The 14,990-nt window shown below is 64.7% G+C and carries 16 protein-coding genes; 12 read left to right on the top strand and 4 right to left on the bottom strand.

What is annotated here, in order from left to right; all coding sequences use genetic code 11:
* Positions 1–121: 121 nt before the first annotated feature.
* From VVT58_RS02675 to VVT58_RS02665, 3 genes are read left to right on the top strand one after another with little or no spacing between them, the layout of a single operon-like run.
* On the top strand, positions 122–1,213 hold the full coding sequence (locus VVT58_RS02675; RefSeq protein ID WP_327751798.1) for a glycosyl transferase: 1,092 nt from the start codon (positions 122–124) through the stop codon (positions 1,211–1,213).
* On the top strand, positions 1,210–2,304 hold the full coding sequence (locus VVT58_RS02670; protein ID WP_327751797.1) for a CDP-alcohol phosphatidyltransferase family protein: 1,095 nt from the start codon (positions 1,210–1,212) through the stop codon (positions 2,302–2,304). The genes VVT58_RS02675 and VVT58_RS02670 overlap by 4 nt, the downstream gene beginning before the upstream one ends.
* Entirely contained in the window at positions 2,301–2,729 is a 429-nt protein-coding gene (locus VVT58_RS02665; RefSeq protein ID WP_327751796.1) for an HIT family protein, read from the top strand. The genes VVT58_RS02670 and VVT58_RS02665 overlap by 4 nt, the downstream gene beginning before the upstream one ends.
* Here VVT58_RS02665 and VVT58_RS02660 read toward each other — a convergent pair.
* Positions 2,717–3,484 (bottom strand): phosphocholine cytidylyltransferase family protein, encoded by a 768-nt coding sequence (locus VVT58_RS02660; RefSeq protein WP_327751795.1) that lies wholly within the window; start codon positions 3,482–3,484, stop codon positions 2,717–2,719. The two genes, VVT58_RS02665 and VVT58_RS02660, sit on opposite strands and share 13 nt — an antisense overlap.
* Before the next feature lie 119 nt (positions 3,485–3,603).
* Between VVT58_RS02660 and VVT58_RS02655 the strand changes: the two genes are divergently transcribed.
* Positions 3,604–4,932: an oligosaccharide flippase family protein gene (locus tag VVT58_RS02655; RefSeq protein WP_327751794.1), complete on the top strand. Its 1,329-nt coding sequence runs from the start codon at positions 3,604–3,606 to the stop codon at positions 4,930–4,932.
* 17 nt (positions 4,933–4,949) lie between these two features.
* Here the strand turns inward: VVT58_RS02655 and VVT58_RS02650 are convergent, their stop codons facing one another.
* Genes VVT58_RS02650 through VVT58_RS02640 form a run of 3 tightly spaced genes read right to left on the bottom strand, consistent with a single transcriptional unit; the run spans position 4,950 to position 7,216 of the window.
* Positions 4,950–5,126, bottom strand: coding sequence for a DUF1508 domain-containing protein (locus tag VVT58_RS02650; protein WP_087573365.1), 177 nt, complete (start codon positions 5,124–5,126; stop codon positions 4,950–4,952).
* Positions 5,127–5,150: 24 nt separating this feature from the next.
* Complete coding sequence (locus tag VVT58_RS02645; RefSeq protein WP_327751793.1) at positions 5,151–6,254, bottom strand: FAD-dependent oxidoreductase; 1,104 nt, start codon at positions 6,252–6,254, stop codon at positions 5,151–5,153.
* Positions 6,251–7,216 carry an alpha/beta hydrolase gene (locus VVT58_RS02640; protein WP_327751843.1) on the bottom strand — a complete coding sequence of 322 codons (966 nt, stop codon included), beginning with the start codon at positions 7,214–7,216 and terminating at the stop codon, positions 6,251–6,253. The genes VVT58_RS02645 and VVT58_RS02640 overlap by 4 nt, the downstream gene beginning before the upstream one ends.
* A gap of 42 nt (positions 7,217–7,258) precedes the next feature.
* Here VVT58_RS02640 and VVT58_RS02635 point away from each other — a divergent pair, with 42 nt between their 5' ends.
* The 8 genes from VVT58_RS02635 (at position 7,259) to VVT58_RS02600 (ending at position 14,919) form a co-directional block, all read left to right on the top strand.
* Complete coding sequence (locus tag VVT58_RS02635) at positions 7,259–7,732, top strand: prepilin peptidase (RefSeq protein ID WP_327751792.1); 474 nt, start codon at positions 7,259–7,261, stop codon at positions 7,730–7,732.
* Between the two features lie 51 nt (positions 7,733–7,783).
* Complete coding sequence (gene cpaB, locus VVT58_RS02630) at positions 7,784–8,800, top strand: Flp pilus assembly protein CpaB (RefSeq protein WP_327751791.1); 1,017 nt, start codon at positions 7,784–7,786, stop codon at positions 8,798–8,800.
* Between the two features lies 1 nt (position 8,801).
* Positions 8,802–10,301, top strand: a complete 1,500-nt coding sequence (locus VVT58_RS02625) for a type II and III secretion system protein family protein (RefSeq protein ID WP_087573367.1) — start codon at positions 8,802–8,804, stop codon at positions 10,299–10,301.
* A gap of 17 nt (positions 10,302–10,318) precedes the next feature.
* Positions 10,319–10,987, top strand: coding sequence for a CpaD family pilus assembly protein (locus tag VVT58_RS02620; RefSeq protein WP_066558625.1), 669 nt, complete (start codon positions 10,319–10,321; stop codon positions 10,985–10,987).
* 1 nt (position 10,988) lies between these two features.
* The gene (locus tag VVT58_RS02615) at positions 10,989–12,275 is read left to right on the top strand and encodes a pilus assembly protein CpaE (protein WP_327751790.1); all 1,287 of its coding nucleotides are present in this window, start codon (positions 10,989–10,991) and stop codon (positions 12,273–12,275) included.
* Positions 12,276–12,346: 71 nt separating this feature from the next.
* The gene (locus VVT58_RS02610; RefSeq protein ID WP_066558633.1) at positions 12,347–13,345 is read left to right on the top strand and encodes a type II secretion system F family protein; all 999 of its coding nucleotides are present in this window, start codon (positions 12,347–12,349) and stop codon (positions 13,343–13,345) included.
* Between the two features lie 16 nt (positions 13,346–13,361).
* Positions 13,362–14,354, top strand: a complete 993-nt coding sequence (locus VVT58_RS02605) for a type II secretion system F family protein (protein ID WP_327751789.1) — start codon at positions 13,362–13,364, stop codon at positions 14,352–14,354.
* Between the two features lie 133 nt (positions 14,355–14,487).
* Positions 14,488–14,919: a DUF2147 domain-containing protein gene (locus tag VVT58_RS02600; protein WP_327751788.1), complete on the top strand. Its 432-nt coding sequence runs from the start codon at positions 14,488–14,490 to the stop codon at positions 14,917–14,919.
* Positions 14,920–14,990: the final 71 nt, after the last annotated feature.

Here is a 14,990-nt window from a genome sequence, read left to right as displayed (position 1 = left end):
TCGGCGTTGCGCATAACAAAAAATCTGCAAAGGTCCAGCACTGACGCAATGCAAAAACGGGCTTGCTTGATTTGAAGCCGTTTCTGTCGTTACGGCGCAGCACATCCTGGAGAGCCCGCCTTTGCCAACCGACATAGCCTTTCTGGCCATTGCCGAAGCCCATCAAATCTACCACTGGCTGCCCGCTGCGCTTGCGCTGTCGCACCGGGCGGGGGCCAAGGTGCATGTGCTTTCGCCATCCGCCAGCATTCTGGACCTGGCGGCGAGCTACGATCCTGACGGGGCGCTCAACCTCGTCCGCCTGCGCCGCCTTCCCTCCCCGCCCGACTCGCTGTTCCGGCAGCCTTCGCGGCTTTTGACGCTGGCGCTCAACTATTCGACCATCTGCCGCTATCCCTTGCTGGTCACGACCGAGATATCGAGCGGCTGGTTGCGCAAGGTGCCGGGTTTTTCTTCACGCATGGCGCTGATCAAACATGGCGCGGGCGACCGCGAGGGCGGCTACAAGGCGCGCCATGCCGCCTTCGACCTGACCCTGGTGGGTGGAGAAAAGGACCGGCGGCGCATGATCAGCCGGGGTCTTTGCACGCCGGACAATTGCGCCGTCGGCGGCTATGCCAAGTTCGAGCTGAAGGCGCCGCGACAGCGTTTCTTCGACAATGATCGGCCGGTGCTGCTCTACAATCCCCATTTCGATGCAAAGCTTTCGTCATGGGTCCGGCATGGACAGGAGGTACTCGCCACGCTGGAGGCGCTGGAGGGCTGGAACGTCATCATCGCCCCGCATACCAAGCTCGCCGCGCGCGCCGCTCCCATCCGGACCACTGCCCCGCATATCCGCGTCGACATGGGCAGCCGCCATTCGATCGACATGAGCTACACCATGAGTGCGGATGTCTATCTGGGTGACGTTTCGAGCCAGGTCTACGAGTTCCTTCTCGAACCTCGCCCGTGCATCTTCCTGAACCTCGAACGGTGCGACTGGCGCGGCGATGAGACCTTCACGCACTGGCGGCTGGGGCCGGTGATCGAGGATATGGCGGCATTGCCCCAGGCGCTGGAGCGCGCCGCGGACTTGCAAGCGGCGTTCGTTGATGCTCAGGAAGCGGCCATGTCCGATTCCATCGACCGATCCCCCACCCCCGCCTCGGAGCGGCAGGCCGACCTCATCCTGGATTTTGCCCGAAAATCCGAAAGGACGGCCGCCCTATGACGCAGACGATCACGACCGCTTTGGGGCCGGTGCGGCTGCTGGGCGACAATGCGACCCGCATCTGGGGCATGTCCAACGCCGAACGCTGCCGCCGCATGGCCGAAAGCGCCGCGCAGAACGGCAGCATATTGGCGGAGGGACATGAGCTTCTGTTCAACCTCGGCTATGCCTTCGACCCCATGCTGTTGCGGCTGGCGCTGGAGGAACCGGGAACGGTCTTCGTCTGGGGCGCCGCGCCGGTCGTCGGACAGGTGCCTGCGGGCAGCGATCCGCTGAAGGCGGCGCATGTCGTCGACCTGTCCGACGGGCGGAAGCTCTACAACCGGCAACTGCGCAAGCTGGAGCAGCCCTTCGTCAAGGAACTGACCCCCGCGACCCGGCGGGAGATTGAGCGGCGCAGCTATTTTGGCGCCTATAAGGGCGTCACGGACCTCCTCACCAAATATCTCTGGCCCGAACTGGCGCTGTGGCTGACGCGGCTGGCGGCCTCGATCGGCATGACGCCCAATATGGTGACGGCAATCGGCGCGACGCTCTGCGTGGCGGCGACCTGGTTCTTCGCGCAGGGGCTTTACTGGACGGGCATGCTCGCCGGGTTCGTCTTCATGGTGCTCGATACGGTGGATGGAAAGCTTGCCCGCTGCACCATCACCTCGTCCAAATGGGGCAATGTGGCGGACCATGGCGTCGACCTCGTCCATCCGCCCTTCTGGTGGTATTTCTGGGGCGTGGGGCTTTCGGCCTGGGGGCTGGCGCTGTCGACGCAGACGTTCGCGCTGGTCATGGCGGCGGTGATCGCGGGCTATGTGCTGCAACGGCTGATCGAGGGGATGTTCATTAAGGATTTCGGGATGGACATCCATGTCTGGGGCCGGTTCGATAGCTGGTTCCGCTTGATCACGGCGCGGCGCAATCCGAATATGGTGATCCTGTTCGTCGCGCTGTTGGCCGGGCGACCGGATATCGGGCTGATCGCTCTCGCCTGGTGGACCATCCTGTCGCTGGTCGTTCATGCCGTGCGGCTGATGCAGGCCTATGGCGCGAAGCGCTCCGGGCAGCCCATAGTCAGTTGGATGGAGGCAAGGGCATGAACGCGACCATCGAGAAATTCGGCTTTCCCGCCACGCTGATCGCGGAGTTCGCGCATTGGGTGGTGTTGCTGCGCCCCGCCCAGCCGACGCTGGGGTCGCTGGTGTTGGCGGCGAAGTCCGACGCCACAGCCTTTGGCGACCTGCCGCCGGAGGCCCATGCCGAACTGGCGACCGTGACCAAGGCGATCGAAAGCGCGCTCGGGCAGACGGTAGGCTATGCCAGGATCAATTATCTGATGCTGATGATGGTGGACCCGCATGTCCATTTCCATGTGCTGCCCCGCCATGAGGGCAGCCGCGATCATGCGGGCCTTGTGATCACCGACGCCGGATGGCCAGGGCAGCCCGACCTCGGCAGTGCGGTGAAGCTCAGCGCCGAGCAGATCGCCGCGCTGACCGCCTGGCTCAAACCCTATTTCGCGTAACGGCTCTCGGCCAGCCACCGGGCGGTAAGCGTCTTCGCCGCCTCGACATCCTGCGGGAAGTCCACTTCCTGCCAGTCCAGCCCCTCGATCGAGACGGTGCCGACGCGATTGCCCTTGGCGATGATGTCGATGGCACGCAGATACCAGCGCTCCACGCCTTCGGGCGTGCGCATCATCTGGTCGATCTGGTTGCGGAAGATCGCCGGCCCTTCGCCCCGGAAAGCCAGCATGCCGATGGATTCGGCATTGGTGTCATGCGGCAGCAACCGTTTGCCGATCGCATGCAGGCGGCCCGTATCGTCCCGGTTCACCTTCATGTCGTCATCGTCATAGTCGCCGGGCTTGACGTCCACGGTGACGGTGATGGCGTCTTCAGCCCCATCGATCAGCTTGCCCACGATCTCGTCCGAGACGATGGTATCGCCGTTCAGGATGATGAAGTCGCGGTCCATCTCCTCCCGCACGATCCAGCAGGTGCCCAGATTGTCGGCCACCTGAAAAAAGGGGTTGAACACGGTGCGGATGCGCGCGCCGGTTTCGCGATAGAGTTGCAGCGCATGATCCTCCACCCGTTCCGTGCGGAAGCCGGTGACGACGACGATATCGGTCACGCCATTGGCCACCAGCGCGGCGACCTGCCAGCTAATGAGGGTCCGGCCGTTAAACTCGATCATGCATTTGGGCACGTCGCGGGTCAGCGGAAGCAGACGCGAACCCTGGCCTGCGGAAAGGATGATGGCTTTGGAAATCGTCATGGGGCGCCCCCTTAACGCAAATGGAACGCCAGGAACAGCGTGTGTTGCATCGCACCCTGGCCGATCCTAGATAGGCGCGCGCCGGTCGATCGGCGCGCCAGGGAAAGGCCGGAACTCAAGTGAAGAGCAAGCGCGGATCGGGTAGCGCTCAGGAAGGCTTCGCCCGCATTCTGGCGAACACCGGCTGGCTACTAGGCGGCAAAGGCGTGGGCGCGGTGCTCAGCCTTGCCTATCTGGCCATCGTCACGCGAACCTTGGGCGTCGCGGATTTCGGCCGGTTCGCGCTGGTGCTGAGCGCCGCCAACGTCATCAAGACGCTGGTCAGCTTCGACAGTTGGCAGATCGTGGTGCGCTACGGCCAGCCGCATCTGGCCGCAGGCAATGGCGATGCGCTGAACCGGGTGCTGCGCTTCTGCATCCTGATCGACCTGGCCTCGGCCGTGGCGGGCGGGCTGATCGCGGCCTTCATCATCCTCGCCTTCGGATCGCTGATGGAATTGTCGTCCGCCATGGGGTGGCAGGCCTGGATCTTCTGCATGGTGATGATGATCACCATCCGGTCCAGTCCGACCGGCGTGCTGCGGTTGTTCGACCGCTTCGATTCCGGCGCCTTTGCGGAGACGATGATCCCGGTCGGACGCATGATCGGCGCGGGGCTGGCCTGGGTGCTGATGCCCGACGTGACCGGTTTCCTGATCGCCTGGGGTGCGGCGGAATTGCTGTGCGCGGTCAGCTATTGGTGGCTGGCGCTGCGCGTGGGGGGTGAGAAACTGGGGAGTTGGCGGAGGGGCAGCGCCTGGGATGCCCGCGCGGAAAATCCCGGCATTGTCGGTTTTCTCACGGCGACCAACTTGCAGACGACCCTGTCTTCGGTCGGCCAGCAGGTGGCCGTGCTGGTGGTCGGGCTGTTTGTGGGTCCGGCGGGAGCGGGGCTGTATCGGCTGGCCAACCAGCTCGCCAATTCCCTGACCAAGATTTCCAGCCTGCTGTCGCGCAGCATCTTCGTGGAGTTGAGCCGCACGCATTCGAGCCATGGCCATGAAGCGCTGGGCACGTTGTTCCGGCGGACGAACCGGCTGGCGCTGATCGCGGGCGCGGTCATCATCGCCCTGATCCTGACCATCGGGCATCCTCTGCTGGGGTTGATCGCGGGCAAGGAATTTCTGCCCGCCTATCCCCTGCTGCTGCTGCTGGGCGTCGCGGCCTGCATCGATCTGGTCGGCGTGAGCTATCGCCCGCTGCTGATGGCGACCGACCGGGCCAGCTTGTCGCTGCGCATCACGCTGATTTCGACGGCGCTTCTGCTGGGAATGCAGGCGGCCTTGCTGCCGATCTATGGAACGATCGGAGCGGCGAGCGCTAATATCATCGCATCGATCGCGGGCTTCGCGATGATGGGTTTGGCGAGCCGGCAGGCCGTGGGACGGCGTGCCGACAAAGCCCAGTAATCGGACGTTCCGAAACCTTATTCCGCTTCTTCGACCGCCGCGCCGGGGCCGTTTTTCTGGATGGATTCGATCGCATTCTTCGCCCCGGCCTTGTTGGTATAGCCTTCGGTCCAGAAGATCGTTTCGCTATTATATTTGAACTTGGCGACGAACTCGCCGGCCTTGTTCTTCTCGATCACGAACTTGTGCGCCATGGTCCATCCTCCGGGCTTGTTGCGTTACCGAAACCGGGACGGAGAATAGGGGTCCGGATCGATGCTGGCAACTGCCCATGACGGCGCCTCGCCCCTGAGCAGACCCGCAGCCAGCAAGGCGGCGGCGGGAGAGGTCTGGATGCCGAATCCTCCCTGTCCCGCGAACCAGAAAAAGCCCCGCGCCGCCGGATCGAAACCATAGACTGGCGCCCGATCGCGGGAGAAGCTCCGCAGTCCCGCCCATTTGCGCTCCACCGCCTCCACCGGCCAATCCACCACCGCCTCGAACCGCGCGATTGCCTCAGCCACGGCCAGTTCCTCAGGCGCGGCATCGCAAGGCGGTGAGGGTTCCTCATCATGAGGAGTCAACCAGACGCGCCCCTCCCCCTCCGGCTTGAAATAGAATTGCGAGGCGAGGTCCATGACCAGCGGCAGATCGGCGGAGGGCATGGCTGGCACGCGCAGTTGCACCACCGTCCGCCGCAGAGGCGTGATCCCAATCGGCGCCACCCCGCAGGCTCTGGCCACATCGTCCGCCCAGGCGCCCGCCGCGTTGACGATAACACCGCAGTCGATCGCGCCCTCATCCGTTTCGATCCGCCAGCCATCGTCCAACGCCTCGGCCCGCCGCAACGCCGTCGCCAACCGAACCTCTCCGCCCAGGCGCCGGAACCGCCGCAGCCAGGCCTGATGCAGCGCCGCCACGTCGATGTCGCACACCCCCGGCTCCAGCACGCCCAGCGTCCATTCCGGCCGCAGTCCCGGCACCAGCGCGGCAGGATCGACCAGATGCAAGGCCACCTTGCCACCAAATTCCTCTAGCAGCCGATCCCGCGCCGCCACATCGCCCGCCCGCCCGACATGCAGTGTCCGGCGCGGCGTCAGAAAGGAAGCGTCGGAAAATTCCGGATCGGGCGCGGCCAGCATTGGCCCCGACGCGGTGGTCAGCGGCTGCACCGCCAGCCCGCCATAGGTTTCCTCCCAGAAGGAAACCGCCCGCCCAGTGGCGTGATAGCCCGCGCTCGCCTCCATCTCCAGCATCAGCACGCTGGCATGCTCCGCCAGCACCGCGCCAAGGCTCGCCCCGGCGATCCCGCCGCCGACAATGACGATATCGGGCCTGTTCATCGGGGCGCGACTTCATCCAGAAAGCCGTCGATCCGCGCCAGCGCATCCAGCCGCACCGGGTCCAGCTCCCGCAATATTTCATGCGCCGCCTCACGCCCATAGACGTGCAACCGCGCGCCCGGAATCCGGGCCGCGATCCGCCTGATGGCAGGTGTCGAAACGAGCTGGTCGGTCTGCGCGGCCAGAATCAGCAAGGGCACCGCAATCCCCTCGATCCCTCGCCCCTGCTCCAGCGCATGGGTCGAATGCAACGCCTGCTCCACCCATTTCCAGCTCGGCGGCCCCAGCGCCACGTCCCGGCTATGGTCGCGCCACCACAGCTCATCGGCATAGCGCTCCGGATCATGGGTCAGACGCTTTTGCCGCATGTGCCGCTGGCGCTCCGACTCCTCCTTCTGCGTCCAGGCCTGCTTCCGGTCAAAGCCCAAAGCGCACATCGTCTCGGCAATCGCCACCGCCAGCCAGCGTGGCAAGGGCGCGCTATGCACCCCCATCATCGGCGCGACCGTCACGGCGGCATCGGGCGACGCCATCCCCTCGGCCAGGGCGCGCAGCAGCAGATGCCCGCCCATGCTGTGCGCGACGATCACTGTTGGCCCCTCTCCTTCCGCGCGCCAGTCGGCGGCGAAGGCGTCGAGATCAGCGATCCACTGACCGAAATCCCCGATATGCCCGCAAAGCGGATCGTCGGTCAGTCGCCCGGAACCACCCTGCCCACGCCAGTCGAAGCTGGTGACGGCCCATCCGCGTCCGGCCCAATGGTGGATCACTTCGAGATATTTCTCGATCATGTCGCCCCGGCCGCCCAGCACCAGCATCCGGCCCCGCGCGCCATCGCCCAGCCGATAGCGACGCAGCGGCCAGCCGTCGGGGGCAGTCCAGTAATCGAGCCGCCCGTCCATCGGCCAGGCGCGGCGATCAAACAGGGCGGGAACGGAGCGGGGCGAATCCATCGGCGGCATGGTTACGCTTTGGTAAGCCATCGGGTCTACTGTTTCGAATCCATGACGGGGGATATTTTCAGAATGGCGCTGATCGGCGCCCTGGCACTGCTGCTGATCGTGGCGTCTGTCACCGATTTGCGGTCACGCATCATCTCCAACCGGCTGAACCTGACGGTGGCCGCGCTGGCGCCGCTCTGGTGGCTGGCCTGCGGTTTGCCGCTGTGGCCGGGCATAGCGGTGCAACTGCTGACAGCCCTGATCGTGTTCATCGCCTTTGCCGTGCTGTTCTCTCTTGGCTGCATGGGTGGCGGCGACGTGAAGTTGCTGGGCGCGCTGGCGCTCTGGTTCCCGTGGCAGGCGACCTTGTCGATGCTGATGCTGATGGCGGTGCTGGGGGGCGTCGTCACCATCGTGACTGTCGTGCACCATCGCATGACCCGGCGGCTGGGTCAGCCGCAAATCCCCTATGGCATTGCGATCTCGTTCGCCGCGCTTTGGCTGCTTGGCGAACGATATATTAACCAATTTGCGTGAATATCCGGGGCTCGGACGCAACTCGTCTGATTGAGGGAGGCGAATTTCATCATGGATGCCAAGAAGATCGTGCTGCTGGTGGGGGCGCTTATCATAGCGATCACTACAGCCTTGCTCGCACGCAACATGCTGAGTTCGTCGGGCACGCCTCAGGCCGGCGCATCGTCCATGCCTGTCGAAGCGGACCAGCCCCATGTGCTGGTCGCGACCAAGGCATTGCCGGTGGGCACCATATTGGACGCGGAAAGCTTCCGCTTCCAGCCCTGGCCCAAGGATCTTGTCGAACAGGCCTATTATATCAAGGGCCAGTCCGATCCGCAGAAACTGGTGGGCAGCGTCATCCGCACCGCCATTTCCGCCGGTCAGCCGATGACGCTGGGTTCGGTGATCAAGCCGGGCGAGCGCGGCTTCCTGGCTGCGGCGCTCGGGCCGGGCATGCGCGCCGTGACCGTGCCGGTGTCGGCGCAGAATTCGGTCGCGGGCTTCGTCTTTCCGGGCGACCGCGTCGACCTGATGCTGACTCAGAGCGTCAGCGGCGGTGGCGATGGCGAACCGCTCAAAGTGTCCGAAACCATCCTGCGCAATCTGCGCGTGCTTGCCACCGACCAGCGCATGGACGCGCTGGGCGCCGACGGCAAGCCCGTCGTCCAGACCTATTCCAACGTCACCATCGAAGTGACGCCCAAGATTGCCGAGAAGATCGCGGTGGCGCAGACCATCGGCTCGCTCTCGCTCACGCTGCGTTCGCTGGCCGACAATTCGTCGGAACTGGACGCGGCCATTGCGGGCAGCGATGTCGACCTGTCCGCTGCCAGCAATCCCAATGCCGAAAAGAAGCTGCTCGCCAGCCTCTCGGCCCGCCCGGTCGACAAGGGCGGCACCTATTCCACCGGCGCCGACGTTTCGCGCTACCAGCGTAGCAGCGTCCCCGCCAAGCCTTTGCAAGCCATGCCCGCAGGCGGCGTTCCCATGGGCGGCGCGCCCTCCATGGCTGCCGTGGGCCAAGGCCCGGTGATCCGCATCGCCCGCGGCACCAGTGTGACCGTCGTTCCGGTCGGGGGGAAGTAAGATGAAGGGGTTCACTGTCCATACCGGCGCGGCCAGGCCGCTGCTCGGCCCGGCCATTGCGATCGGCCTGGCGGTTGCCGCCGCCGCAGCGCCGACCACCGCGCTCAACGCTGCGCCTGCCGCCATGCAGGATAATGCGATCCTGCTCTCCGTAGGCGGAAGCAAGGTCATCAACCTGCCGTCCAAGATGTCGGACGTGGTGATCGGAGATCCCAATGTCGTCGACGTCCATGTCCGGTCGCAGAACCAGCTTTACCTGATCGCGAAAGCGGCCGGCGAAACCACTGTGTTTGTCACGGCAACCAACGGCAAGGTGCTGTTTTCCGGCACGGTGCGCGTCGGCAACAACCTGACCAGCGTCGATCAGATGCTGAAGCTGGCGATGCCGAACGCCGATATCGCGGTCAACAAGATGAACGGCATGGTCCTGCTGACCGGCACCATCGCCGCGCCGGAAGATGCGGCGGAGGCCGAACGGCTGACCCAGGCATTCGTCGGCAAGGATGTGACGGTGGTCAGCCGCCTGCGCACCGCGACGCCGCTGCAGGTCAACCTGCAGGTCAAGATTGCCGAAGTGTCCCGCGATATCGGGCACAAGATCGGCATGAATTGGAAATCGCAAGACGTCAGCGGAGGCAAGTGGGCGGGCGGCATCGGCGGCGGCACGCGCGACGCCCTCACCTTCAACGCAGGCGGTGGGGGAACATTCAACTTCACCGCGGATGGCGGTTACAGCCTTGGCGGTGTCGCGCGCGTGCTGGGCCTGGATATTGGCGCCGTGCTGGACCTCGCGGAATCGAGCGGCCTTGCGACCACCCTCGCCCAACCCAATCTGACATCGCTTTCGGGTGAAACCGCCAGCTTCCTGGCGGGCGGCGAATATCCCTATACGGTCAGCAACGGCACGCAGGGCAACAGCATCGAGTTCAAGCAATATGGCGTGCAGTTGGCCTTCACGCCGACCGTGCTGGCCGATGGCCGCATCTCGCTGCGCGTCCGCCCGACGGTGTCGAGCCTCGACTTCTCGGTCGACTCCAGCGTACCGGCACTCAAGAGCCGGACCGCCGAAACCACGGTGGAACTGGGTTCGGGTCAGGCCTTCATGATCGCTGGCCTGCTCAACAACGATACGGCAAATAATATCAACAAGGTTCCCGGCATCGGCAACCTGCCGATCCTGGGCAGCCTGTTCAAGTCGCGCAGTTTCCAGCGCCACGAGACGGAACTGGTCATCGTCGTCACCCCCTATCTGGTGAAGCCGATCAACGCATCCGACGTGCGCCTGCCGACCGATGGGTTCCGCAACGCCAATGAGGGCCAGGGTCTGTTCCTGGAGCAGATGCATGACGGCATCAGCGGCGCCCGCGCCCCGATGCCAAGTCGCGCGCCTAACGGCCCCGTTCCGGCACCCGGCCCGCAGACATCGGCCGCCCTGCCGCCCATCGCCGCCCGAGACTCCGGAAAGCGTTCCAAGGACGCCGCACCGGGCTTCAGCTTCTGATCCGAAGGACGAAAGACATGACTTTCCAGTCTCGCAAAACCCCCGTCCGCTTCGGTGTCCGCCTCGGCGCTCTGGCCCTGATGGCATTGCCGCTGGCCGCTTGCCAGACCGACCAGGCCGCCAATCGCGGCGTGGAATCAGTGCGCCAGCCGGTCGTCAGCCACAACGCCTTCACCTATGACGTGCAAGCCGGCCCCGACGGCGGCCTGACCGTTTCGGAGGCCCGCCGCCTGGACGACTGGTTCGTTTCCATCGGTCTTGGCTATGGCGACCAGGTCGCCGTGGCGACGGACGCAGCCTATTACAGCCCTGCCCTGCGCGAAGGCATAGCCGATGTCGTCGCCCGCCACGGCATGCTGGTGGGAGAGGACAGCTCTGCCGTCGCCGGCACCGCGCCGCAGGGCGCCGTCCGCCTGATCGTGCGCCGCGCCACCGCCAGCGTGCCGGGCTGCCCCAATTGGTCGGACAAGCCGGAAACCGACATCCAATTGGGCGCATCGACCAATTTCGGCTGCGGCGTGAACGGCAATCTGGCCGCGATGATCGCCAATCCGGAGGATCTGGTTCGCGGCCAGACCACCGACAGCGACCTGCGCACCGCCACGTCCAACCGGGCGATTTCCACCTATCGCGAAAAGGCGCCGACCGGCTCTGGCGACCTCAAGACCCTGTCGGGAGGCAAGTGATATGAACGCACCCTGGAAACCCGGCGCTTCCGGCCAGCGTGATCCCTTCCACGCCTTCGTCTGCGACGATCACAGCTTCGATCTGCTGCGCGTGGTCGCCGCCGAAATGGGCTGGGCGCCGGAAAAGGTGAACAAGGGCGGCATGCGCAACGCAGTGCAGAGCCTGTCGATCACCGCTTCGCCGCAGATCCTGTTCATCGACATGTCGGAAAGCGGCGATCCGCTCAACGACATCAACAGCCTGGCGGAAGTGTGCGAACCCGGCACGGTCGTGATCGCGGCGGGCCAGGTCAATGACGTGCGCCTCTATCGCGACCTGCTGGCGAGCGGCATTCAGGACTATCTGCTCAAGCCCTTCGGCGCCGATCAGTTGCGCGACGCGCTGGCGCAGGCGCAGGCGGTGTTCTTTGCACCCCGCGACGCCGGGCCGGAACGCCCGCACATGACCACGGCGGTCATCGGCACGCGTGGCGGCGTGGGCGCGTCCAGCCTCGCCACCTCGCTCGCCTGGCTGCTGAGCGACAAGAAGAAGCGGCCGACCGCGCTGCTCGACCTCGACGTCCATTTCGGCACCAATGCGCTGGCGATGGACCTGGAGCCGGGCCGCGGCCTGACCGACGCGATCGAAAATCCCAGCCGTATCGACGGGCTGTTCATCGAACGCGCCATGGTCCGCGCGAGCGACACGCTGGCGATCCTGTCGGCCGAAGCGCCGATCAGCCAGCCGCTGCTGACCGATGGCGGCGCCTTCTACCAATTGCTGGAGGAGTTCCGCGCCGCCTTCGAATGCAGCGTCATCGACCTGCCGCGCGCCATGCTGATCCAGCATCCGCATCTGATGAGCGACGTGAACGTCACCGTGGTCGTCACCGAACTGACGCTGGCGGCGGCACGCGATTCGATCCGCATCCTGTCCTGGCTCAAGACCAATGCGCCGCAGTCCCGCGTGCTGGTGGTCGCCAACCGCGTCCATCCCGGCTCGCCGGAAATCAGCCGCAAGGATTTCGAACAGTCGATCGAACGCAAGGTCGACATCCTCATCCCCTTCGACATCAAGGTCGCGTCGCAGGCGGCCAAGCTCGGCAAGACGCTGGCGGAAACCGCGAAGGGCAGCAAGGTCGGCGCCGCCTGCACCATGCTGCTCGACAGCGTATTGGGCGCGGCGGAGGAAGGCGAAGCGGCGGAAAACGGCGCTCTCCCGGCCAAGAAGGGGGATTCCCTGCTCGGCAAGATCACCGATCTCAAGAGCATGATCCCCTCGCGCCGCAAGGACAAGGCTTCGGCCTGAACGGGACGGGTCACGCCGCTTGAACGCGGCGTCACTCCTTTGACGGAACCGGATTTGGAACGGGCAGGCTCATGAACGGCAATTTCATCCTGATCGCGGTGCTGCTCGCAACCTTGCTGGGCCTGGTCGCCATGGCCTTTGGCGGCCCCTCGCCCGACAAGGCGCGCAAACGCCGCATGGAGCTGATCCGCGGACGGCACAGCGATTCCACCGACGCGATTCTGGAAGCGCGCATGCGCAAGGCGATTTCCAACCGCCCCGTCGGCACCGAATCGACGATGCTGGTGTCGCTGGTGCCCAATCCGGAAAATCTGGCCAAGCGCATCCGCATGACCGGCAAGAAATGGACGGTCAGCCAATATATGACCTCCTGCGCTGTCATATTCCTGGTCCTGTGCGCCCTACTGATGCTGCGCGGCTTCCCGCCGCTGTTCGCGGTGATGCTGGGCCTCGCCGCCGGGCTGGGCCTGCCCCATATGTGGGTCAGCCGGCTGATCAAGGGCCGCGTGCAGAAGTTCAACGCCAAATTCCCGGACGCGCTGGAACTGCTGACTCGCGGTCTGCGCTCGGGCCTTCCCATCGCGGAAACCCTGAACGTCGTGTCGACCGAAGTTCCCGGCCCGGTGGGCGAAGAGTTCAAGATGATCACCGAGCGGATCAGGATCGGCAAGACCATGGACCAGGCGTTGCAGGAAACCGCCGACCGGCTGGGCACGCCGGAATTCCAGTTCTTCGTGATCAGCCTGGCGATCCAGCGCGAGACGGGCGGCAACCTGGCCGAAACCCTGTCGAACCTGGCCACCGTACTGCGCCAGCGTTCTCAGATGAAGCTCAAGATCCGCGCCATGTCCTCGGAATCCAAGGCATCCGCCTATATCATCGGCGTGCTGCCGTTCCTGGTCTTCGGCCTGATCTGCTATATCAACTACAATTATATGTCGCCCTTCTTCACGCCCGATCCGGCGGGAGTATTCGGCCTTTCGACCATGCAGGTCATCGGCATCGGCGGCATGTGCTGGATGGCGATCGGCGCCTTCATCATGGCACAGATGATCAACTTCGAGATCTGACGAGGAAGCCGACCAGATGGAAAATGTTCCCGTCCCCGCCGGCACCCTGTTCGGTCTGACCGCCACCGATTTCGGCACGCTGCTGGCCGCGCTGGCGACGCTGGCGACCCTCTTCGCGCTCTATGCGGTGATGACCGTGCGCGATCCGATGGCGAAGCGCGTCAAGGCATTGAACGAACGGCGCGAACAGTTGAAGGCAGGCATCACCGCCTCCACCGGCCGCCGCCGCGCCAAGCTGGTGCAGAAGAACCAGGCGACCGACCGGATGCGGTCGCTCCTCTCCAGCCTGAAGGTTTTGCAGGACGATCAGCTTAAGGACGCGCAGATCAAGCTGGCGCAGGCGGGCATCCGGTCGAAGGACTGGGCCGTCGCGGTGATCTTCAGCCGCATGATCCTGCCGATCGTGATCGGCGGCATGGCCGCGCTGCTGCTTTATGCCGTTGGCATCTTTCCGGAATGGGGCGGGGCCAAGCGCTTCATGGCCTTCGCCGCCGCGCTGCTGCTATCCTACAAGGCGCCCGACATTTTCATCGACAACAAGATCGCCAAGCGCTCCGCCGCGATCCGCAAGGGGCTGCCCGACGCGCTCGACCTGCTGGTGATCTGCGCCGAGGCGGGCCTGACCGTCGACGCCGCCTTCAGCCGCGTCGCCCGCGAGCTGGGCAAGGCCTATCCGGAACTGGGCGACGAGTTTCACCTGACCGCGATCGAACTCAGCTTTCTCACTGAACGGCGCATGGCGTTCGAGAACCTTGCCAACCGCGTCAAGCTGGATGCGGTGAAGGGCGTGGTGACGACTATGATCCAGACCGAGAAATATGGCACGCCGCTGGCGTCCGCACTTCGAGTGCTGTCCGCCGAGTTCCGTCATGAGCGCATGATGCGCGCCGAGGAAAAGGCCGCGCGCCTGCCCGCGATCATGACCGTGCCGCTGATTCTCTTCATCCTGCCGACCCTGTTCGTCGTCATTCTGGGCCCGGCCGCCTGCTCGATCAGCAAGGCCTTCTAAAAATAAGAGGGGGCGAAGGGGCGCTGCCGTAGCGTCCCTTCGAAATCCACGGAAAGCCGTTGATTTTCGGCCTTGGCGAAGCGTCCGATCCTGTCTTATCCCCTTCCGCAAAGACGCAAATCCGGAGAGGTCCATGGTCGCCATCACCCGCATCGCCGCCCGCGCCGCGCTGCTCATCCTGCCCCTGGTCACGGCTCTGCCCGCCAAGGCGGCACAGCCCATAACCGGCCGTTGGGCCACGGTGGACGGCAAAGCCATCGTCCAGATCGCCCCTTGCGGGAAGACGCTGTGCGGCAGGATCGAGAAAATCGTGAAGCCCACCCCCGGGCGTCCGCAGACCGACATCGAGAACCCCGATCCGGCCCTGCGTAGCAAGCCACTGGCGGGCCTAGCGCTGCTCACCGGGTTTAAAGATGCGGGCGATCTCTGGAGGGGTTCGATCTACGATCCAGAAAGCGGCAAGACCTATAACAGCAAGGTCAGCCGCAATGGCGACGGCACGCTGAAGGTGCAAGGCTGCATCATGTTCTTCTGCAAAACCCAGACCTGGACGCCGATGCGTTGAGTTGGTGTTCGGTTTGGCTGGATTCCCGCCCTTGCCATGATCGTTTTCCCGGAAAGTCGGGAATGACGGAG

It is taken from the genome of Sphingobium sp. SJ10-10, assembly GCF_036038995.2.
Lineage (GTDB): Bacteria > Pseudomonadota > Alphaproteobacteria > Sphingomonadales > Sphingomonadaceae > Sphingobium.
Note: the sequence above shows the minus strand (reverse complement) of the source record. Positions and strands in the feature narration are given on the sequence as shown.